We start from the raw sequence: 20,386 nt of genomic DNA on the forward strand, positions 1-20,386 counted from the left end.
CGCGTTTGCAGACGTTCGACCCGACTGGACTGTGATCGGCAACGGGCTTACCTTGGAAGGCTGAATTCAACGCTGCATAAGGACCCAGCCATGAGCCGTATTTACGCTGACAACGCCCACTCCATCGGTAATACGCCGCTGGTCCAGATCAACCGCATCGCGCCGCGCGGGGTCACGATCCTGGCCAAGATCGAGGGGCGCAATCCCGGTTACTCGGTCAAATGCCGAATCGGCGCCAACATGATCTGGGACGCCGAAGGCAGCGGCAAACTCAAGCCGGGCATGACCATTGTCGAGCCGACTTCCGGTAACACCGGTATCGGTCTGGCCTTTGTCGCCGCTGCGCGGGGCTACAAGTTGATGCTGACCATGCCGGCATCGATGAGCATCGAGCGCCGCAAGGTTCTTAAAGCCTTGGGCGCGGAACTGGTGTTGACCGAGCCGGCCAAGGGCATGAAAGGCGCCATCGAGAAAGCTGCGGAAATCGTCGCCAGCGATACCGATAAATATTTCATGCCGGCGCAATTCGATAACCCGGCCAACCCGGCGATTCACGAAAAGACCACCGGCCCGGAAATCTGGAACGACACCGACGGCGCCGTGGATGTGCTGGTGGCTGGCGTCGGCACCGGCGGAACCATTACTGGTGTCTCGCGGTATATCAAGAACACCGCCGGTAAACCGATTCTGTCGGTGGCTGTCGAGCCGGCGTCTTCGCCCGTCATCACCCAGGCTCTGGCCGGCGCCGAGATCAAGCCGAGCCCGCACAAGATTCAAGGCATCGGTGCCGGTTTTGTGCCGAAGAACCTTGATCTGTCGATGGTCGATCGTGTCGAACAGGTGACCGATGAAGAATCCAAGGCCATGGCTTTGCGCCTGATGCAGGAAGAAGGGATTTTGTGCGGCATCTCCTGCGGTGCTGCCATGGCGGTGGCGGTGCGTCTGGCGGAGAAACCAGAGATGCAGGGCAAAACCATCGTCGTGGTGCTGCCGGATTCGGGCGAGCGTTATCTGTCGAGCATGCTGTTCAGTGACCTGTTCACCGAGCAGGAGAACCAGCAGTAAGCCTGTTGATTCAGGTCAGCCGAGGTTCAGGTGCTGCATGTTAATAAAGGCTTTGTTGCGTAATGCTTAACACTGAATCTTGTGTCAGGCGGGTTTTTCCGCAGGCCGGTAGTGTTTATCATGGCCGGCTGCCATGCCGGGTAAAGGGCATTGCGCAGCGTTGTCTTTATTCAAGGAGTTGTTGATGACCGTTTCGTTTGCCGCCAAGGCGTTTGTGCTGTTGCTGTTTCTGGGCAGCACGCTCTATGTGCATTTGCGCGGCAAGGCGCGTTTGCCGGTATTGCGCCAGTTCGTCAACCACTCCGCGCTGTTCGCGCCCTACAACGCTTTGATGTACCTGTTCTCCGCAGTGCCATCCAGACCGTATCTGGATCGCAGCAAGTTTCCGGAACTGGATGTTCTGCGCGACAACTGGGAAACCATTCGCGACGAAGCCATGCACCTGTTCGACGAAGGCTACATTCGCGCCGCCGAGAAGAACAACGATGCCGGTTTCGGTTCGTTTTTCAAGAAAGGCTGGAAGCGTTTCTATCTGAAGTGGTACGACAAACCGTTGCCATCGGCCGAAGCCCTGTGCCCGAAAACCGTGGCGCTGGTCAGTGCCATACCCAACGTCAAGGGCGCGATGTTCGCGCTGCTGCCGGGCGGCAGTCACCTCAACCCGCACCGCGATCCGTTCGCCGGCTCGCTGCGCTATCACCTCGGTTTGTCGACGCCCAACTCCGACGATTGCCGGATCTTCGTCGACGGTCAGGTCTATGCCTGGCGCGACGGCGATGACGTGATGTTCGACGAGACTTACGTGCACTGGGTCAAGAATGAAACCGCTCAGACTCGAGTGATTCTGTTCTGTGACATCGAACGCCCGCTGAGCAACCGCCTGATGACCCGGATCAACCGCTTCATCAGCGGCTGGCTCGGCCGCGCCACCGCGCCGCAGAATCTTGATGACGAACGCGTTGGCGGCATCAACCAGGCTTATGCCTGGAGCAAGAACTTCAGCGACCGTTTCAGCGGCGTGGTCAAGCAGTGGAAGCGCCGCCATCCCAAGGCCTACAGAGTAATGCGCCCGGTGCTGGCGGTGCTGGTGCTGACGTTGATAGGGTATTGGTTGTTTGGTTGAGGCTGGATCAGACAATAGAAAACCGCTCTTTGGGAGCGGTTTTTTATTGATGGGTTCAAGGACGGCCGGCGAGCAGGTTGGGCTCGGTCACGTCGGTTCCGTTTTCAAGGACCTGCAGAAAACGGCGCTGATTCGCGGATAACTCCAGTCGATCAAGCTTTTCCACCGGCTCGCGCAATTCCTTTTTGCTTGGGGATTTTCTTACGACTTTGCGCATACTCCCTCCCTCGCTGGTCAATAAATGAACAGATGTCACGATACTTCACTCTCCACTGGTAGAACAAGGCGACCTTGCACATCAAATGTGAAGCCGAGTTGTTGATAAACCGGAATGGCTCCCGGCATAGGTTCCTGAACTTCGATGACTTGGCTGCCAATAATTCGGGCGAATTCGTCGATGGCGAGCAATGCCAAAGCGGCTATTCGGTTTTTCAGCGGGTGAACCTTTCCGGGTTTGCCCTCCAGTCGCACGATGCGAATCCGCTGGCGGCTATTGTTGGGATTTGCGAAGCATAGCCCGCAGAGTTCTTGTTCAAACCAGATTGCGATATCCAGAGACAGAGGTTCTCGAGCTTTCCAGACGACGACGTCTTCCCACGAGAAAATCGGGTCGTCCCAAGACTGATAAACTGCCAGTGCTTCAGCATCAATAGGCTCAAAGCGGACTTCTGACATGTCGGCTCCCGAAATGCATCGCATCTGCGCAGTCGCAACACCCGCCCGCTTCCTCGCCTCCGACCGATAAACCTGATACCGCAAATACGTCCGTTTCCTTGGCATATGATCTCTTGCATTCCATGTCTCCTGACAATCCGTTGCCACGCCAATAACCCTAACCACCCGGCGCCGCACTGTCGCTACCGGCCCATTGCCCAAGTCATTGCAATCTGTGTCCCGGGCTGGTTATAGTCAGCCCGCTTGAGCGCCATGCTCACGCCTTCATTTCCTCAATAAAGATCAGCATCCATGCCTGCATCCCTCATCAACGCGGTAGTCGATTCAGCGGTCAACGCTGGCGTCGTGCCGTGCGGGAATCGGCAGCCTGTGCAGATCAGTCATTACCCTCCACCTGTCAGTAGCACGCCGGTGTGCGCAGTCGTTTCGCCGCCGGGCGTTGGTGTTCGGGGCAGATCGGCAGTTTCTGCTGAACCCCGCGCCCGCCAGAAAAACCTACTGAATTTCAGCTTCGGCTGAGTTGGCTTCTTGCCTGACTACAGGTGGTATTCATGTTTGTCCTTTCGAAACAATCCGCGCTCGCGGCGACGTCCACGAGCCTGTTCGTTCTGCTGTGGAGCAGCGGGGCGATTTTCTCCAAATGGGGCCTGGCCCATGCTTCGCCCTTTGCCTTCCTGCTGATTCGCTTTGCCATCGCCCTGTGCGGGCTGGTCTTGCTGGCGCCGCTGCTGAAATTGAAGCTGCCCAAGGGTGGCAAACCGATGCTGTTTGCGATCGCCACCGGCGTGGTGCTGTTGGGCGCCTATCAGATCTTTTATCTGCTGGCGCTGGACTGCAAAGTCACGCCGGGGGTGATGGCCACTCTGATGGGCGTTCAGCCGATTCTCACCGTGGTGCTGATGGAGCGCCAGCGTTCGGCGAGCCGCCTGTTCGGCCTGGCGCTGGGCCTGGCCGGGCTGGTCATGGTGGTTTATCAGGGCATCGGTCTGGCCGGAATGTCCTGGGCCGGCATGTTGTTCGGTTTGCTGGCGCTGGCGAGCATGACGCTCGGCTCGATCATGCAAAAACGCATCACCGACAATCCGCTCGGTACGCTGCCAGTGCAGTACCTGGCCGGCCTGTTGCTGTGCGCGGTGTTCGTACCGTTCCAGCCGTTTCACTTCGAGCACAGCGCAGGCTTTATTGTCCCGGTGTTATGGATGGGCCTGGTGGTGTCGGTGCTGGCGACGCTGTTGCTGTATCGACTGATCGCGCGGGGCAATCTGGTGAATGTCACCAGCCTGTTCTATCTGGTGCCGGCGGTGACGGCAGTGATGGATTACCTGATTTTCGGTAATCGTCTGGCGGCGTTGAGCGTGTTGGGAATGCTGCTGATTATTGTCGGGTTGGTGTTTGTGTTCCGTAAAACCGGATAGCCGATAGGCAGGTGGCGCTTGTTGCGCCGCCTTTCGCGAGCAGGCTCGCTCCCACATTGGAATGTATTTTTCTGTGGGAGCGAGCCTGCTCGCGAATATCTGCGGCAGAAAATCTAACGGACTGACACCTTTGCAGGCCTCACCACCGCCGGCTTCAACACCAGCCACAACGCCGCCGCAATCAGCACCCCGCCATAAATGTGCGCCATCGACAACGGCTCATCCAGCAACAACGCCCCCCACAACACGCCGAACGGCGGGATCATGAAGGTCACGGTCATCGATTTTACCGGGCCGATCGAGCTGAGCAGGCGGAAATAGATGATGTAGGCAAACGCCGTGCAACCCAGGCCCAGGCCGAGCAGCGACAGCCAGACATGCCAGCCACCCCAGCCGACCGGCGGCGCAGTGATCACGCTGTAGGCGAACAGCGGCAGCAGAAACAACGTCGCCCCGAGCATGCTGCCCAGTGCCGACAAACGGCTGTCCAGCCCACCGGCCTGATCCAGCCAGCGCCGCGCGAGGAAACCGGCAAAGCCATAACAAGTGGTCGCCAGCAGGCACGCGACCGCGCCCATCAGCAGTTGCAGGTCGAAGGCCACGGGACCGGCGCGTGTCAGCACGCCGACGCCGAACAGGCCGAGGAACACACCGCCCAGCTTGGCAATCGTCAGTTTCTCGCTGAAGAACAAACCGCCAATCAACACGCCCATCAGCGGCGTCGTGGCGTTGAAGATCGCCGAATAGCCGGCCGGCAATACCTGGGCGGCAACCGAATACAGCGTCGCCGGAATCCCCGAGTTGATCACGCCCAGTAGCATCACGGTCTTCAGCTTGCCCTTGAAGTCCCAACTGATGCGCATCAGCCCAAGGATCACCAGCAGCCCGGCGGCCGCAATCGACACGCGAAAGAAGCCGGTCGGGATCGTGCCGATCACCGGGGCAATGATGCGCATGAACAGAAAACTCGCGCCCCAGATAGCGGCCAGCGACAACATGCGGAAAATATCGACAGGGCTCACGGCGGGCTCCTTCCTTGATCGGGACGAGAGTGTTGCCGAGCGTCCGGATCATGGCAACCGCTATTCGGGCTTTTAATTCTGCCTTGGGATTAACCTGCGCGAGAAACACCGTCAACGGTCAGCGCTGTATCGGTTTTGGCAGAAATTGCGCTTTTCCTGCGAGCGCTTCCGTGACTAAGCTCAGACCAACCGAATTCCCGCCGAGGTTTCATTTATGTCGCAGCAATGGCCAGCCACCGAGATCGCCCGGATGATCCTCGCCGGCTTCGACGATTACCGCGAGCATTTCCGCCGCATCACCGATGGCGCGCGGGAGCGCTTCGAACAGGCGCGCTGGCAGGAGGCGCAGGCCGCGTCGGCGGCGCGGATCAGTCTGTATGAGGAAAAGGTTGGCGAAACCGTCGCTCGCCTGCGCGAGTATTTCGACGAAGAGACCCTGATGAACGTCAGCTGCTGGCCGCTGGTGAAAAGCGCCTATATCAGTGTCATCGACCTGCGCTTCGACGATGAGCTGTCCGAAACCTGGTACAACTCGATTTTCTGCGGGCTGTTCAGCCACGACCTGATCAGCGACGGCTGCATGTTCATCCACACCACGCGCCCAAGCCTGCGCCGTGCCCGCGCCGCGCAAACCCGTACGTACAAGCCGCAGGGCCAGTTGTCCGGGATGCTCGCCAGCATCTTCGCCGATTACCGCTTCAGCGAGGATTACGCTGATTTGCCCGGCGACTTGCTGCGGCTCGAAGCGCAATTGCGCGAGAACCTGCCGGACTGGGTGTGCAAGGACCCGGAGCTAAGCGTCGAGCTGTTTTCCTCGGTGCTTTACCGCAACAAGGGCGCGTATCTGGTCGGGCGCATCTACACCCGCGACGAGCAATGGCCGCTGGTGATTCCGTTGTTGCACCGCGAAGGTCGGGGCATTCAGATCGATGCGTTGATCACCGACGAAGCCGATGTGTCGATCATCTTCTCTTTCACCCGTTCGTATTTCATGGTCGATGTCCCGGTGCCGGCGGAGTTCATCGGATTTCTGCGGCGCATCCTGCCGGGCAAGCACATCGCCGAGCTGTACACCTCGATCGGCTTCTACAAGCACGGCAAGTCGGAGTTTTACCGCGCGCTGATCAATCACCTGGCCAACACTGACGACCAGTTCATCATGGCCCCGGGCGTGCGCGGCATGGTCATGAGCGTGTTTACCCTGCCGGGTTTCAACACCGTATTCAAAATAATCAAGGACCGTTTCTCACCGTCGAAGAACGTCGATCGCGCCACGGTGATCGAAAAGTATCGGCTGGTGAAAAGCGTCGATCGGGTCGGGCGTATGGCCGATACCCAGGAGTTTGCCGATTTTCGCTTTCCGCTGAGCAAGTTCGATCCGGCGTGTCTGGAGGAATTGCTAGAGGTGGCGCCGTCGACGGTTTCGGTCGAAGGCGAAACCGTGCTGATCCGCCACTGCTGGACCGAACGCCGGATGACGCCGCTCAACCTGTATCTGGAAAATGCCAACGACGCCCAGGTACGTGAAGCGCTTGAGGATTACGGCCTGGCGATCAAGCAGCTGGCGGCGGCGAATATTTTTCCCGGGGATATGCTGCTGAAGAACTTCGGCGTCACTCGACACGGCCGGGTGGTGTTCTACGACTACGACGAAATCTGCTTCCTGACCGAAGCCAACTTCCGCCACATCCCGGCACCGCGCACGCCGGAGGATGAAATGGCCTCTGAGCCGTGGTACTCCATCGGCCCGCTGGACGTTTTTCCCGAAGAGTTTCCGCCGTTCCTGTTTGCCGATGCCGGACAGCGCAAGCTGTTCGATCAGTTGCATGGCGAGTTGTACAACGCCGATTACTGGAAGGGCTTGCAGGAGGCGATTCGGGCGGGGAAGGTCATCGACGTCTTCCCATACCGGCGCAAGGGCCTCGACAACGAGTAGCTCTTTTAAAAGCCCCTCACCCCAGCCCTCTCCCAGAGGGAGAGGGAGCTGACCGAGGTGTCTTGGGTCAAACGCCGACCTGAAAGAGCTCGGCGATTATGGATTCGGCAAAGCTCTTTCAGGTCGATGTACCTTTGAAGCATCCCCCAATCGGTCCCCTCTCCCTTTGGGAGAGGGCTAGGGTGAGGGTCGCAATCCCCCTGACACGCCACAACCCCCCCAAATCTGCGACAATCCGCCCCTGCATAAATAGACGACCGAATTGCCTACCCGATGACCGACGAATCGCCCTCCATCGACAAACTGCTGAAAAACCTCGATCACGCCATGCTCGCCGACCGTCACCGGCTGCGGCGGCAGTTGCTTGAACTGCGCAAGAAACCCGACGAGGCCAAACTGGCCCAGTGGGTGACGCGCATGCAGGCGTCCTGTGAACAGGTACTGGCGCGTCGCGCGAGCCTGCCAGTGATTCGTTACGACGACAGTTTGCCGATCGCGGCCAAGCGCGACGAAATCAAAAAGGCCCTGGAGCAACATCAGGTGCTGATCATCGCCGGCGAAACCGGTTCGGGCAAAACCACCCAGTTGCCGAAAATCTGTCTGGAAATCGGTCGTGGCCAGCACGGTCTGATCGGCCATACCCAGCCGCGTCGGATCGCCGCGCGCAGTGTCGCCAGTCGCGTCGCCGAAGAACTCGGCACGCCGCTTGGAGCGCTGGTCGGCTATCAGGTGCGCTTCGAGGATCAGAGCGATGCCAACACCCTGATCAAGCTAATGACCGACGGTATTCTGCTGGCGGAAACCCAGAACGACCGTTATCTGGAACGCTACGACACGATCATCGTCGACGAAGCCCACGAACGCAGCCTCAACATCGATTTCCTCCTCGGTTACCTGAAAACCCTGCTGCCACGCCGTCCCGACCTGAAGGTCATCATCACGTCGGCGACCATCGATCTGGAGCGCTTCTCCAAGCACTTCGATGACGCGCCGATCGTCGAAGTGTCGGGGCGTACTTTCCCGGTGGAAACCTGGTACCGGCCGCTGACGCTTGAGCAGGACGAGGAGGGCAACCGGGTCGAGGATGACCTGACCGTCGATCAGGCGATTCTCGCCACCCTCGACGAAATCGCCGCCTACGAGCGCAGCGAACGGCGCAGCCCCGGCGATGTGCTGGTGTTCCTGCCCGGCGAGCGCGAGATTCGCGATGCTGCCGACATGCTGCGCAAGGCCCAGCTCAAGCACACCGAAATCCTGCCGCTGTACGCGCGCCTGTCGCCGGCTGAACAGCAGCGCATCTTCCAGTCGCACCCGGGCCGCCGTGTGGTGCTGGCGACCAACGTCGCCGAAACCTCGCTGACCGTGCCGGGCATTCGCTATGTGATCGACAGCGGTACCGCGCGTATCAGCCGCTACAGCTATCGGGCCAAGGTCCAGCGTTTGCCGATCGAAGCGATTTCCCAGGCCAGCGCCAATCAACGTAAAGGTCGCTGCGGGCGGGTCGAGCCGGGTATCTGCGTGCGTTTGTACAGCGAAGAGGATTTCCTCGGCCGCCCGGAATTTACCGATCCGGAAATTCTGCGCACCAACCTCGCCGCCGTTATTTTGCAGATGCTCCATCTGCGCCTCGGCGAAATCACCGCGTTCCCGTTTATCGAACCGCCGGACGGCAAGGCGATCAGCGACGGTTTCAACCTGCTGCAAGAGCTTTCGGCAGTAGATCGCAACAGCCAGCTGACCCCGCTCGGTCGACAATTGGCGCGCTTGCCGGTCGACCCGCGCATGGGCCGCATGCTCCTGGAAGCGGCCAGGCTCGGCAGTCTGCAGGAAGTGCTGATCGTCGCCAGCGCCATGTCGATTCAGGACCCGCGCGAGCGTCCACCGGAGCGTCAGCAAGCGGCGGATCAGGCCCATGCGCAATGGAAGGATCCGGATTCGGACTTCGCCGGGCTGGTCAATCTGTGGCGTGGTTTCGAAGAGCAACGTCAGGCGCTGACCGCCAACCCGCTGCGCAACTGGTGCCGGAAGAATTTCCTCAATTACCTGCGCTTGCGCGAGTGGCGTGATTCTCACCGTCAGTTGAGCCTGATCTGCCGCGACATGCAGCTGAGTCTGAACAAAGAGCCGGCGGATTATCCGAAGCTGCACAAAGCGGTACTGGTCGGCTTGCTCAGCCAGATTGGCCAGAAAACCGAAGACGGCGATTACCTCGGCGCGCGGCAGCGGCGCTTCTGGATTCATCCGTCGTCGGGCATCGGCAAGAAGCGTCCGCAGTGGCTGATGACCGCCGAACTGGTGGAAACCACCAAGCTGTACGCGCGCATGGTCGCCAAGATCGACGCCGACTGGATCGAGCCGCTGGCCGGGCACCTGATCAAGAAAAACCATTTCGAGCCGCATTGGGAGAAGAAGCGCGGCCAGGTCGTAGCTTATGAGCAGATCACCCTGTTCGGCCTGATCGTGGTCGGTCGCCGCCCGGTGCATTACGGCCCGGTCGATCCGGTGGTGTCGCGTGAGCTGTTTATCCGCGAAGGCCTGGTGCGCGGCGAGATTCAGTCGCGGGCCAAATGCCTGAGCGCCAATCAGAAACTGCTCGAGCAGCTCGACGAACTGGAGGCCAAGGCTCGCCGTCGCGATATTCTCGCCGACGAAGAAACCTTGTACGCCTTCTACGATGCGCGTCTGCCGGCGGAGATCCACCAGACCGCGACCTTCGACAGTTGGTACAAGGTCAACAGCCAGAAAGACCCGCAGCTGTTGATCATGCGCGAAGAAGACGTGCTGGCTCGCGAGGCCAGTGAAGTCACCGCCCGTGATTACCCGGACACCCTGCACATCGGCGATCTGGAGCTGGCGCTGACCTACCATTTCGAACCCAATCACCCGCGCGACGGCGTGACCTTGCGCGTGCCGGCGCCGTTGCTGCCGATGTTGCCGCCGGAGCGTCTGGAATGGCTGGTGCCGGGGCTGATCGAGGCCAAGTGCATTGCCCTGGTGCGCAACCTGCCGAAAGCCCTGCGCAAGAACTTCGTGCCAGTGCCGGACTTCATCAAGGCCGCGTTGCAGCGCATGACTTTCGCCGAAGGTTCGCTGCCGCAAGCGCTCGGTCGCGAGCTGCTGCGCATGACCGGCGCGCGGGTCAGCGATGAAGCGTGGGCGGAAGCGGCGCAGCAGGTTGAAAGCCATCTGCGCATGAACCTGGAAATCGTCGACGGCGAAGACAAGTTCCTTGGCGAAGGCCGCGATCTGGCTGAGCTGACCGCACGCTTCGCCGAAGCCAGCCAGGCCGCGCTGGCGGTGCCGCAGAGTGCGAAAAGTCAGCAGCCGGTCGAGGCGAAAGTCTTCGCGCCGGTAGCAGAAAAGACCCAGCAGAAGATCGCCGGGCTGTCGATGACGGTGTACCCGGCGCTGGTGGAAGAGGGCGGCGCGGTCAAGGAAGGGCGCTTCTCGACCCCGGCCGAAGCCGAGTTCCAGCATCGTCGGGCCTTGCAGCGTTTGTTGATGCAGCAACTGGCCGAGCCGGCGAAATTCCTCCGGGGCAAGTTGCCGGGGCAGACTGAACTGGGCTTGCTGTATCGCGAACTGGGCCGCGTCGATGCGCTGGTCGAAGACATTCTGCTGGCCAGCCTCGACAGCTGCATTCTCGAAGGTGAAGACCCGTTGCCCCGCGATGGCGCCGGATTGGCGGCACTGGCCGAACGCAAACGCGGCAACTGGACCGAGCACGCCGAGCGGGTTGCGCGGCTGACGCTGGAAATCCTCAAGATCTGGCACGGTCTGCAAAAACGCTTCAAGGGCAAGATCGATCTGGCGCAAGCGGTGGCGTTGAACGACATCAAGCAGCAGATCGGCAATCTGGTCTATCCGGGTTTCGTCCGCGAGACGCCGATGCAGTGGCTCAAAGAGTTGCCGCGTTACCTGAAAGCGGTCGAGCAGCGTTTCGAGAAACTCGGCGCACAGGTGCAGAAGGATCGCGTCTGGAGTGGCGAACTCGCTGGCCTGTGGGCGCAATACCAGACCCGCGCGGCCAAGCATGCGCAGGAAGGCAAGCGTGATCCGCAGCTGGAGTTGTACCGCTGGTGGCTGGAGGAATACCGCGTGTCGTTGTTCGCGCAACAGTTGGGGACGAAAGTGCCGATCTCCGACAAGCGCCTGAGCAAACAGTGGAGCCAGGTCGAGCCCTGACCTGCAGCCATACACAATCCCCCTGTGAAAGCGGGCATTGTGGCGAGGGGATTTATCCCCGTTGGGTGGCGAAGCCGCCCCAAAACCTGCAACCTCGGTTCATCGATCGTTCCCATGCTCTGCGTGGGAATGCCTCTGGGAACGCTCCGCGTCCAGTGACGCGGAGCGTCACGGGCTGCATTCCCACGCGGAGCGCGGGAACGATCATCAAAAGATCGCAGCCTTCGGCAGCTCCTGCAGGGATCGAGTTGAGCAGGAGAAAGGCGCCAAAATTCTGGGTTTATGGCAAACTTCGCCACCATAACCCGCCGTTTCGCGACCCAGAGCCTTCGGCCATGTCGCGCTGCGGAATAAAACGATGCCAGGTTTGCGTCCCCCGGATGGGAATAGACCCTTTGCGTGTTGGTACGACGGTTCCAGCACTTTCTGCCTGAACAGATTAGAGAAACGACCATGCATAATGTCGTCATCAGCGGCACCGGCCTGTACACACCGGCCAACAGCATCTCCAACGAAGAGCTGGTGCAGTCTTTCAATACCTACGTCGCCCAGTTCAACGCCGATAACGCCGAGGCCATTGCCAGCGGTGAAGTCCAGGCCCTGACCGAATCCAGCGCCGCGTTCATCGAAAAAGCCTCGGGTATCAAGAGCCGCTTTGTCATGGACAAGGACGGCATCCTCGATCCGCAACGCATGGCCCCGCGCCTGCCCGAGCGTTCCAACGATGAATGGTCGGTGCTCTGCCAGATGGCCGTCGGCGCGGCTGAACAAGCCCTGCAACGAGCCGGCAAAACCGCAGCCGACATCGACGGCGTGATCGTTGCCTGCTCCAACCTGCAACGCGCTTACCCGGCCATCGCCATCGAAGTCCAGGAAGCGTTGGGCATCGAAGGTTTTGGTTTCGACATGAACGTGGCGTGTTCTTCCGCCACCTTCGGCATCCAGGCCGCCGCCAACAGCGTGCAACTGGGCCAGGCGCGGGCGATCCTGATGGTCAACCCGGAGGTCTGCACCGGGCACCTGAACTTCCGTGATCGCGACAGCCATTTCATCTTCGGCGATGCCGCGACTGCGGTGATCATCGAACGCGCGGATCTGGCGACCTCCCCGTACCAGTTCGACGTGGTCAGCACCAAATTGCTGACAAAGTTCTCCAACAACATCCGCAACAACTTCGGCTTCCTCAACCGCGCGGCGGAAGAGGGCATCGGTGCCCGCGACAAGCTGTTCGTGCAGGAAGGCCGCAAGGTGTTCAAGGATGTCTGCCCGATGGTCGCCGAGCTGATTGGCGAGCACCTGGAAGAGAACCAGCTCAATGTCGGCGACGTGAAACGCTTCTGGCTGCACCAGGCCAATCTGAGCATGAACCACCTGATCGTGCGCAAGCTGCTCGGCCGCGAAGCTACCGAAGAAGAAGCTCCGGTGATTCTCGACAGCTACGCCAACACCAGCTCGGCCGGTTCTGTCATTGCTTTCCATAAATATCAGGATGATCTGGCCTCGGGTTCGCTGGCAGTGCTCAGCTCCTTCGGAGCCGGTTACTCGATTGGCAGTGTGTTGCTGCGCAAGCGCTGAAACAGGTTAATTTCCCCTTAATCGCGTCGATCTTTCCTACATCCGAAGCGATTGAAACGCTGTAATTTTTCGGACGTCGCGGCAGGTGCACACCAGCCGCGTTCATTTTCGAAGTCCGGACAAGGGGATTGATGGATGGCGGCTGACGACACCCAACTGCTCACGCGCCTGCTGGCGGGGGAGCAAAAGGCTTTCAAGGAACTGGTCACCACGCATCAGAGCGCCATGCGCGCTGTGGCTTACGCGATTGTCGGCCAGCGTCATGTCGAGGAAGTGGTGCAGGATGCCTGGCTGTCGGTGGTCCGCCATCTGGCCAGCTTCGAAGGCCGCTCCAGCCTCAAGACCTGGTTGCTGACCATCACCGCCAATTCGGCCAAGAGTCGCTACAAGCTCAATCGCCGGGAGGTCCTGCTCGACGACCTGCCATCGCCCCACGGCACCATAGGTGATGATCGATTTTCCTCGAGCGACGGTCATTGGCTGGTCGCGCCATTTGCCTGGCATCAGGACACCCCCGAAGCGCTACTCACCGAAAACGAACTGCGCGAATGCCTCGAACATACGTTGCTGAGTCTGTCCGAGTTGCAGAGCAGTGTCCTGCTGTTGCGCGAACGCCAGGGCCTGGAGCTGGAAGAGATCTGTAATCTTCTGGAGATCTCGCTCTCCAATGTCCGCGTGCTGCTGCACCGGGCACGCTTGAAGGTCTTTGCGACCGTGGAACATTTTGAGGAGACAGGAGAATGTTGACCTGCAAGGAGCAAGTGGCACGATCCAGCGATTATCTCGACGGCCAACTGAGCTTTCGCGAGACGCTGATGGTGCGTCATCACCTGTTGTTCTGCCCGAACTGCCGGCGCTTCATGCGGCAGATGCGCGTGATGCAGGCAACCCTGAAGGCGATGCCGGACAAACCGGACGAGAACGTCGATGCCTTGGCCGAACGCCTGGCCGAGCAACGACGAAAAGACAACCCCCTGTAGGAGCTGTCGAGTGAAACGAGGCTGCGATCTTTTGATCTTGTTTTCAGGATCAAGATCAAAAGATCGCAGCCTTCGGCAGCTCCTACAGGGGTTTTTGCATCCTGCAGAAATAACCCGGTGCGGGTGAAACGAACGGATGATGGGGATCGTCCCGCCCGCTCCGGAGTGAGGCAGCTTCAAGCTTCAAGCCTCAAGCTGCAAGTAAAGGCATTCACTCGCAGCTCTTGGCTTGTAGCTTGTAGCTTGTAGCTTGTAGCTGCCGTTTTAGAACTTCGCTTCAGCATCCAGCTGCAGGGTGTTGGCATCTGCATCGCGCTGGCTGCGGCTGGCGAAGTCGGCCTTGGTCAGGAAGTACGTGGCGCCGACGGCGAAGTTCTTGTCGATGTCGTAACCGACCTTGAACTTGTGCCCGCGCGAACCGGTGGTGCCGTTGGCGAAGTCGGAGTCGGTGAAGGCGCCGACCACGGCATTGCGCTGCACGTCGCGATAGTTGTAGTCGAGGTTGAAGCCGAAGACTTTCGACTTGGCGCCGAGCAACCATGCGGTGTCCTGATCGGTCACGGCATCGTTGTTCTTCACGTACTGGCCGTAGAACGACAGCGGCATTGGCAGGCCGCCGATGTCGATCTGGCTGAACCCTTCATACAGACGGAATTCGTTGTTCGCCGAGTTGCCGTTGACTGCCAGCGCGCACGGCGTCGAGGTGCCGGTGCAGCGGCTGTCTTCGTCGTTCTGGTAGGCGTAGACACTGCCGCCGACGGTCATTTTCAGGTTGTCGGTGATGTTGAAGCGGCTGCCCAACTGGCCAGCGGTCAGACGCAGGTCGTGGCGGAACTGCACGCCGTCGCCGTCAACGTTGTCCTTGAGGTTGTAGTTACCCAGGCTGCCGAACAGTTCGGCGCTGCCGCCCAATGGATACTTGTAGGTAACGGCCAGACCTTCCGGGTTGATATCGCTGTCCCAGATCACGTCGCCCATGCTCACCCACGGTTGCAGCATCTTGCCGCCGATCACGTGCAGGTTCTTGATCTGATCAGGGTGATAGTCGATGTAGCCGAGGTCGAGCCAGATCTGCTTCTTGTCGAAGTAGTTGTCCTGATCCTGGTTGGTCGAACGCGCGTCGTCACCGCCGCCGGTGGCGATGCGGATGCCGGTGTCGACTTGCGGGTTGATCTCGGTGTAGGCGCCCAGACGCGCACGGATGCGCTGGCGATCCTTGTCGCGGCCGCCGTTGTTCGGCTCGCCGTCGATCTTGATGGTTTCCTGGCGGATACGTACGTCGCCCTTGAACTGGGTCTTCGCCGCCCAAGCCAGTTTCTGGTCGAACAGGCTCTGTTCGTTGGTCTTCTTCGCGACCGCCGCCACTTGTTCGTTGGTTTCCTGCTGCGCCTGTTGGGCGATTTGCTGAGCCTTCTGATCCTTGGCCAGTTCTGTTTGCAGCTCGATGTACTGCGCCTGGGAAATCGACCCGTTGGCCTTGAGCATGTCGAGCAGTTTGGCGTCGACTGCAGCACTGGCCGGAACGCTCATGGCCAGCAACAAGCCGCCGCACAGGGCCGCTGCAGTTTTCGTGGAAGCAAGACGCATAGCAATCTCCGAAGATGAAGGGGATGGCTGAACCATCCTGGGCACAACCGGCTGAAGGCCGGAAAACTGTGTCCGGGTTAGAACCCGGCGCTCTAAAAACAGGCGCCAGTATCGCGATGGTTTATGACAGAGCGGTGGCACAGTGATGGCAGGTTGATGACGATGCGTATCAGGCGTGAACTATCGAGTTAGAGCGCTGTCGGCCGATTGAGCGTGTGCAACCGGGCCGCGATCAGCGATACTCGCCGGGCTTTGTCGCCAAGCTGTGGAGTGCCAGTGAATGCCGTTGCAACGCCTGCAAGACCTGTCAGAAATCGCCCCGGCAAGCTGGGATGCGCTGGTGCCGGACAACCAGCCGTTCCTGCGCCACGCCTTTCTCAGTGCGCTGGAAGACAGCGGCAGTGTCGGCCCGCATTCGGGCTGGCAGCCCGAACATTTACTGCACATCGAAGATGATCGACTGATCGCCGCACTGCCCAGTTATCGCAAGTGGCATTCCTACGGCGAGTACGTTTTCGATCACGGCTGGGCCGATGCCTGCGCGCGTGCCGGCATCGATTACTACCCCAAACTCCTGACTGCTGTGCCCTTCAGCCCGGTCAGCGGTCCGCGCTTGCTGGCGGCGAAGGTCGAGGACGGTTTCGAACTGCTGAAAAGCCTGCCGGGCTATCTGCAGATCGAAGAACTGTCCAGCGCGCACATCAATTTCACCGATCCGTTTACCGATGCGGCGATGGCCGAGCAGCCGGGCTGGCTGCAGCGCATCGGCTGTCAATATCACTGGCAGAACCGTGGTTACCGCGACTTTCAGGACTTCCTCGACGCCCTCAGTTCGCGCAAGCGCAAGCAGATGCGCAAGGAACGCGAGCAGGTGGCGGGGCAGGGCTTCGAGTTCGAGTGGTTGGAGGGGCGAGAGCTGGGCGAGGCGCAGTGGGATTTCGTGTACGCCTGCTATGCCAACACTTATGCGGTGCGGCGTCAGGCGCCGTACCTGACGCGCGAGTTCTTCAGCCTGCTGGCCGAACGTATGCCCGAAGCGATTCGGGTGGTTCTTGCCAAACAGGGCTCACGGCCGGTGGCGATGGCGTTCAGCCTGGTCGGTGGCGACAGTTTCTACGGGCGTTATTGGGGCTGCCTGGCCGAGTTTGATCGGCTGCATTTCGAGACGTGTTTTTATCAGGGCATGGATTACGCGATTGCCCATGGCATCCAGCGTTTCGATGCCGGGGCGCAGGGCGAGCACAAGTTGATTCGCGGCTTCGAACCGGTGATCACCCATTCCTGGCATTACCTGCGCCATCCGGGGTTGAAGGCAGCGGTAAAAGATTTCCTGCAACAGGAACGCGCCGGCATCCTCGCCTATGCCGAAGAAGCGAAAACCGCCTTGCCCTATCGCCAAGCATAGATCCCTGTGGGAGCGAGCCTGCTCGCGAAAGCGTCGGGTCAGTTGACGAATTTGTCGCTGATCCACCGCATTCGCGAGCAGGCTCGCTCCCACAGTTTTTTCACCGCACCGCCAGGCATCAGTCGATGCCGACAAACCCGCCGGTCTGGTGTGCCCACAAGCGCGCATACAAGCCGCGATGGGCGAGCAGTTCGGCGTGGGTGCCGCTCTCGGCGATCTTGCCGTTTTCCAGCACCACGAGGCGATCCATGCGCGCGATGGTCGAGAGACGGTGGGCGATGGCGATCACGGTTTTGCCCTGCATCAAGGTCTCGAGGCTTTCCTGAATCGCCGCTTCGACTTCCGAATCCAGTGCCGAGGTGGCTTCGTCCATGATCAGGATCGGCGCGTCCTTGAGCAGTACCCGCGCAATCGCGATGCGCTGGCGCTGACCGCCCGAGAGTTTCACCCCGCGCTCGCCGACATGGGCATCGAAACCGGTGCGGCCTTCAGCGTCGGACAGCAGTGGAATGAACTCATCGGCGCGAGCCTTGTGCACCGCCTCCCACAGTTCAGCGTCGGTGGCGTCGGGTTTGCCGTAAAGCAAGTTGTCGCGGATCGAGCGGTGCAACAGCGAGGTGTCCTGAGTGATCATGCCGATCCGCGCACGCAGGCTTTCCTGGCCGACTTCGGCAATGTTCTGCCCATCGATCAGGATGCGCCCGCCCTCGACGTCGTACAGGCGCAGCAACAGGTTGACCAAGGTTGATTTGCCGGCGCCGGACGGGCCGATCAAGCCGATTTTCTCCCCCGGTTTTATCGTCAGATTGAGGTCGCCGATGATGCCTTTCTTCTTGCCGTAGTGAAAATCCACGTGCTCGAAACGCACTTCGCCCGAGGCCACGGCCAGCGGTTTGGCCTGCTCGCGGTCGGTGACGCTGACCGGTTGCGAAATGGTGCGCAGACCGTCCTGGACCATGCCGATGTTTTCGAAAATGCCGGTGACCACCCACATGATCCAGCCGGACATGTTGACGATGCGAATCACCAGGCCGGTGGCCAGGGCAATCGCGCCGACGGTGATCAGCGACTGCGTCCACAGCCACAATGCCAGCGCCGTGGTGCCGACGATCAGCAGGCCGTTCATGGTGGTAATCGCCACGTCCATGCTGGTCACCACGCGACCGGCCATCTGCGCTTTGACGGTCTGTTCCTCGATCGCTTCCTTGGCGTAGTGCTGTTCGAAGTTGGTGTGAGCGAACAGTTTCAGCGTGGCGATGTTGGTGTAGCCGTCGACGATACGGCCCATCAATTTCGAGCGCGCGTCAGAGGCTTCCACCGAACGCTCTTTCACGCGCGGCACGAAGTAATACAGCGCGCCGATGTAGGCGACGATCCAGGTCAGCAACGGGATCATCAGGCGCCAGTCGGCCTCGGCGAACAGCACCAGCGAGCTGATCGCATAGATCACCACGTGCCACAGCGCGTCCACCGCTTGCACGGCGGAATCGCGCAGCGAGTTGCCGGTCTGCATGATGCGCTGGGCGATGCGCCCGGCGAAGTCGTTCTGGAAGAAATTCAGGCTCTGCTTGAGCACGTAACTGTGGTTCTGCCAGCGGATCATGCTGGTCATGCCGGGGCTAAGGGTCTGATGCACCAGCAGGTCGTGCAGAGCAAAGAAGATCGGTCGCAGCACCAGAGCGACCACCAGCATCCAGGTCAATTCGAGGGCGTGGTCGCTGAAGAAATTCGGGTTGGGCGTGCCTTGCGCCAGATCGATGATGCGGCTCAGGTAACTGAACAGCGCAACCTCAATCAATGAGGCAAACAGGCCGATAACAAGCAGGGCAGCGAAACTCGGCCAGACCTGCTTCAGGTAATAGACGTAGAAGGGCCAGACGCGGTCCGGCGGGGACGCCGTCGGGGCGTCGCGGAAGATATCGATAAGTTGTTCGAAACGGCGATAGAGCATCAGATAACCGCCCGGAATCCGGGCTCTCCTTTTATCAGTGCGAGCGGCGCAGGCTCAGCCCGGCGCCGCTCGATATGCCCGGCGAAACTCAGTCGATGCGCTTGGCCGACTTGATGATCACAGGGTCGACAGGCACGTTTTGCATGCCTTGTTTGGTGGTGGTCTGCGAGTTGACGATGACGTCTACGACGTCCATGCCCTTGACCACTTTGGCGAACACCGCGTAACCGGCGTCACGGCCCGGATCGAGGAATGCGTTGTCGGCAACGTTGATGAAGAACTGGCTGGTCGCCGAATCAGGGTTGGAAGTACGCGCCATCGACAGGGTGCCGCGAACGTTGTGCAGGCCATTGCTGGCTTCGTTCTTGATCGGCGCCTTGGTGTCTTTCTGTTGCATCTGCTGGGTGAAGCCGCCGCCCTGAGCCATGAAGCCCGGGATCACGCGGTGGAAAATGGTGTTGTTGTAGAAACCGCTGTCGACGTATTCAAGGAAGTTCTTCGTGCTGATCGGTGCCTTGACCGGGTCCAGTTCGATTTCGATCTGGCCGTTGGTGGTGTCCAGCAGCACGTGGGGCGCCTTGGCCGGGGTAGCAGCCATCAGGTTGGCGGCAAACAGTACGGAGCCGGCGGCGAGGGCGAGTTTTTTCAGCATGGGTCAGTGATCCTGAGAGTGAAGGTCGGCTGTGGCGAGAAAATCCAGCAGCGTGTGATTGAAGCGTTCGGGTTGATCGAGCGGGGTGGCATGGCGCGAGTCGTCAATGACCACCAGCCGCGCATCCGGCAGCAGTTTTACATAGGTTTCTTTTAACGCCACCGGTGTGTAATCACGGTCGGCGCTGATGACGAGCGTTGGACAGGACACCCGGGAAAGTCGTTCCTGAACGCCCCAGCCCACGATCGCATCGAAGCTGGCGAGATAAGCACGTTTGTCGTTTTTTGCCCAGCGTTCGGCCATTTTCTGTCGTAGATCGGCCTGTTCCGGCTTGGGGAAAAGTTTGCTGCCGAGGGCTTTGCCGATGGTTTCCAGGCTGAGCAGGCGCATCAGGCTCCAGCGTTTGAACCACTGCCAATAATCGTCGCGGCTGCGCAATTTGACTTGTGGCGCGCTGTTGACGATGGTCAGGCTCTTGAGCACCTGCGGCTGATCGACGGCCAGCTGAAAACCGATCATCCCGCCCATCGACAGCCCGACGTAGTGCACCGGGCCGAGGCGCAGGTGCTCGATCAAGGCCAGCAGGTCGGCGCTGAACCCGGCAATGCTGTAGCGCTCGCGGGGTTTGTCCGAGCGCCCGTGGCCGCGAATGTCCGGGACGATTACCCGGTAGTGCGCGGCCAGCGCCGGGATCTGCATTTCCCAGTCCAGTGTGCTCGAGCCGAGCCCGTGGACCAGCAGCAACGGCGCACCGTGGCCATATTCCTCGTAGTGCAGGTTGCAACCTTCGTGCTCGAAATACGCCATCGGTGAAC

General features: G+C 60.1%; 16 protein-coding genes. 9 read left to right on the forward strand and 7 right to left on the reverse strand.

What is annotated here, in order from left to right; all coding sequences use genetic code 11:
- The first annotated feature begins 90 nt into the window (after positions 1 to 90).
- Together cysK and AB4N73_RS02050 are read left to right on the forward strand one after the other, a co-directional pair.
- The gene (gene cysK, locus AB4N73_RS02045; RefSeq protein WP_041478837.1) at positions 91 to 1,065 is read left to right on the forward strand and encodes a cysteine synthase A; all 975 of its coding nucleotides are present in this window, start codon (positions 91 to 93) and stop codon (positions 1,063 to 1,065) included.
- A gap of 184 nt (positions 1,066 to 1,249) precedes the next feature.
- The gene (locus tag AB4N73_RS02050; RefSeq protein WP_252877661.1) at positions 1,250 to 2,188 is read left to right on the forward strand and encodes an aspartyl/asparaginyl beta-hydroxylase domain-containing protein; all 939 of its coding nucleotides are present in this window, start codon (positions 1,250 to 1,252) and stop codon (positions 2,186 to 2,188) included.
- A gap of 55 nt (positions 2,189 to 2,243) precedes the next feature.
- Here AB4N73_RS02050 and AB4N73_RS02055 read toward each other — a convergent pair whose 3' ends face one another.
- Positions 2,244 to 2,405 carry a hypothetical protein gene (locus tag AB4N73_RS02055; protein WP_016771212.1) on the reverse strand — a complete coding sequence of 54 codons (162 nt, stop codon included), beginning with the start codon at positions 2,403 to 2,405 and terminating at the stop codon, positions 2,244 to 2,246.
- A gap of 35 nt (positions 2,406 to 2,440) precedes the next feature.
- Complete coding sequence (locus AB4N73_RS02060; RefSeq protein ID WP_305965250.1) at positions 2,441 to 2,863, reverse strand: hypothetical protein; 423 nt, start codon at positions 2,861 to 2,863, stop codon at positions 2,441 to 2,443.
- A gap of 551 nt (positions 2,864 to 3,414) precedes the next feature.
- Here AB4N73_RS02060 and AB4N73_RS02065 point away from each other — a divergent pair.
- Positions 3,415 to 4,278 carry a DMT family transporter gene (locus tag AB4N73_RS02065; RefSeq protein WP_460066787.1) on the forward strand — a complete coding sequence of 288 codons (864 nt, stop codon included), beginning with the start codon at positions 3,415 to 3,417 and terminating at the stop codon, positions 4,276 to 4,278.
- Between the two features lie 113 nt (positions 4,279 to 4,391).
- Here AB4N73_RS02065 and AB4N73_RS02070 read toward each other — a convergent pair whose 3' ends face one another.
- The gene (locus AB4N73_RS02070; protein ID WP_460142874.1) at positions 4,392 to 5,300 is read right to left on the reverse strand and encodes a DMT family transporter; all 909 of its coding nucleotides are present in this window, start codon (positions 5,298 to 5,300) and stop codon (positions 4,392 to 4,394) included.
- A gap of 214 nt (positions 5,301 to 5,514) precedes the next feature.
- On the opposite strand from AB4N73_RS02070, the gene aceK reads away from it, so the two are divergent.
- From aceK to AB4N73_RS02095, 5 genes are all read left to right on the forward strand, one after another.
- Positions 5,515 to 7,236, forward strand: coding sequence for a bifunctional isocitrate dehydrogenase kinase/phosphatase (aceK, locus tag AB4N73_RS02075; protein WP_056783617.1), 1,722 nt, complete (start codon positions 5,515 to 5,517; stop codon positions 7,234 to 7,236).
- A gap of 273 nt (positions 7,237 to 7,509) precedes the next feature.
- A complete protein-coding gene (hrpA, locus tag AB4N73_RS02080; RefSeq protein WP_460142875.1) occupies positions 7,510 to 11,421 on the forward strand; it encodes an ATP-dependent RNA helicase HrpA in 3,912 nt (1,303 codons plus the stop codon).
- A gap of 453 nt (positions 11,422 to 11,874) precedes the next feature.
- Complete coding sequence (locus AB4N73_RS02085; RefSeq protein ID WP_016771207.1) at positions 11,875 to 12,996, forward strand: beta-ketoacyl-ACP synthase III; 1,122 nt, start codon at positions 11,875 to 11,877, stop codon at positions 12,994 to 12,996.
- Between the two features lie 135 nt (positions 12,997 to 13,131).
- On the forward strand, positions 13,132 to 13,743 hold the full coding sequence (locus AB4N73_RS02090; protein WP_375123257.1) for an RNA polymerase sigma factor: 612 nt from the start codon (positions 13,132 to 13,134) through the stop codon (positions 13,741 to 13,743).
- Positions 13,737 to 13,976 carry an anti-sigma factor family protein gene (locus tag AB4N73_RS02095; protein WP_236167956.1) on the forward strand — a complete coding sequence of 80 codons (240 nt, stop codon included), beginning with the start codon at positions 13,737 to 13,739 and terminating at the stop codon, positions 13,974 to 13,976. Before AB4N73_RS02090 ends, AB4N73_RS02095 begins: the two co-directional genes overlap by 7 nt.
- Positions 13,977 to 14,240: 264 nt before the next feature.
- On the opposite strand, the gene AB4N73_RS02100 is transcribed toward AB4N73_RS02095, so the two are convergent.
- Positions 14,241 to 15,563, reverse strand: a complete 1,323-nt coding sequence (locus tag AB4N73_RS02100) for a putative porin (RefSeq protein ID WP_041478827.1) — start codon at positions 15,561 to 15,563, stop codon at positions 14,241 to 14,243.
- A gap of 280 nt (positions 15,564 to 15,843) precedes the next feature.
- Here AB4N73_RS02100 and AB4N73_RS02105 point away from each other — a divergent pair, with 280 nt between their 5' ends.
- Positions 15,844 to 16,968 carry a GNAT family N-acetyltransferase gene (locus AB4N73_RS02105; RefSeq protein ID WP_353189069.1) on the forward strand — a complete coding sequence of 375 codons (1,125 nt, stop codon included), beginning with the start codon at positions 15,844 to 15,846 and terminating at the stop codon, positions 16,966 to 16,968.
- A 118-nt stretch (positions 16,969 to 17,086) separates the two neighbouring features.
- On the opposite strand, the gene AB4N73_RS02110 is transcribed toward AB4N73_RS02105, so the two are convergent.
- The 3 genes from AB4N73_RS02110 to AB4N73_RS02120 form a co-directional block, all read right to left on the reverse strand.
- Complete coding sequence (locus tag AB4N73_RS02110) at positions 17,087 to 18,919, reverse strand: ABC transporter ATP-binding protein (protein WP_056783633.1); 1,833 nt, start codon at positions 18,917 to 18,919, stop codon at positions 17,087 to 17,089.
- Positions 18,920 to 19,007: 88 nt separating this feature from the next.
- Entirely contained in the window at positions 19,008 to 19,571 is a 564-nt protein-coding gene (locus tag AB4N73_RS02115; protein ID WP_150742416.1) for a peptidylprolyl isomerase, read from the reverse strand.
- A gap of 3 nt (positions 19,572 to 19,574) precedes the next feature.
- A complete protein-coding gene (locus AB4N73_RS02120; RefSeq protein WP_236167953.1) occupies positions 19,575 to 20,378 on the reverse strand; it encodes an alpha/beta fold hydrolase in 804 nt (267 codons plus the stop codon).
- Positions 20,379 to 20,386: the final 8 nt, after the last annotated feature.

Source organism: Pseudomonas sp. S3_B08, from assembly GCF_054667725.1.

What these genes read in the sequence shown, in the direction of transcription:
- AB4N73_RS02055 (WP_016771212.1), bottom strand. Translation starts at nt 2,405, where the DNA reads ATGCGCAAAGTCGTAAGAAAATCCCCAAGCAAAAAGGAATTGCGCGAG.
- AB4N73_RS02115 (WP_150742416.1), bottom strand. Translation starts at nt 19,571, where the DNA reads ATGCTGAAAAAACTCGCCCTCGCCGCCGGCTCCGTACTGTTTGCCGCC.
- cysK (WP_041478837.1), top strand. Translation starts at nt 91, where the DNA reads ATGAGCCGTATTTACGCTGACAACGCCCACTCCATCGGTAATACGCCG.
- AB4N73_RS02060 (WP_305965250.1), bottom strand. Translation starts at nt 2,863, where the DNA reads ATGTCAGAAGTCCGCTTTGAGCCTATTGATGCTGAAGCACTGGCAGTT.
- AB4N73_RS02110 (WP_056783633.1), bottom strand. Translation starts at nt 18,919, where the DNA reads ATGCTCTATCGCCGTTTCGAACAACTTATCGATATCTTCCGCGACGCC.
- aceK (WP_056783617.1), top strand. Translation starts at nt 5,515, where the DNA reads ATGTCGCAGCAATGGCCAGCCACCGAGATCGCCCGGATGATCCTCGCC.
- AB4N73_RS02065 (WP_460066787.1), top strand. Translation starts at nt 3,415, where the DNA reads ATGTTTGTCCTTTCGAAACAATCCGCGCTCGCGGCGACGTCCACGAGC.
- AB4N73_RS02090 (WP_375123257.1), top strand. Translation starts at nt 13,132, where the DNA reads ATGGCGGCTGACGACACCCAACTGCTCACGCGCCTGCTGGCGGGGGAG.
- AB4N73_RS02050 (WP_252877661.1), top strand. Translation starts at nt 1,250, where the DNA reads ATGACCGTTTCGTTTGCCGCCAAGGCGTTTGTGCTGTTGCTGTTTCTG.
- AB4N73_RS02085 (WP_016771207.1), top strand. Translation starts at nt 11,875, where the DNA reads ATGCATAATGTCGTCATCAGCGGCACCGGCCTGTACACACCGGCCAAC.
- AB4N73_RS02105 (WP_353189069.1), top strand. Translation starts at nt 15,844, where the DNA reads ATGCCGTTGCAACGCCTGCAAGACCTGTCAGAAATCGCCCCGGCAAGC.
- AB4N73_RS02095 (WP_236167956.1), top strand. Translation starts at nt 13,737, where the DNA reads ATGTTGACCTGCAAGGAGCAAGTGGCACGATCCAGCGATTATCTCGAC.
- hrpA (WP_460142875.1), top strand. Translation starts at nt 7,510, where the DNA reads ATGACCGACGAATCGCCCTCCATCGACAAACTGCTGAAAAACCTCGAT.
- AB4N73_RS02120 (WP_236167953.1), bottom strand. Translation starts at nt 20,378, where the DNA reads ATGGCGTATTTCGAGCACGAAGGTTGCAACCTGCACTACGAGGAATAT.
- AB4N73_RS02100 (WP_041478827.1), bottom strand. Translation starts at nt 15,563, where the DNA reads ATGCGTCTTGCTTCCACGAAAACTGCAGCGGCCCTGTGCGGCGGCTTG.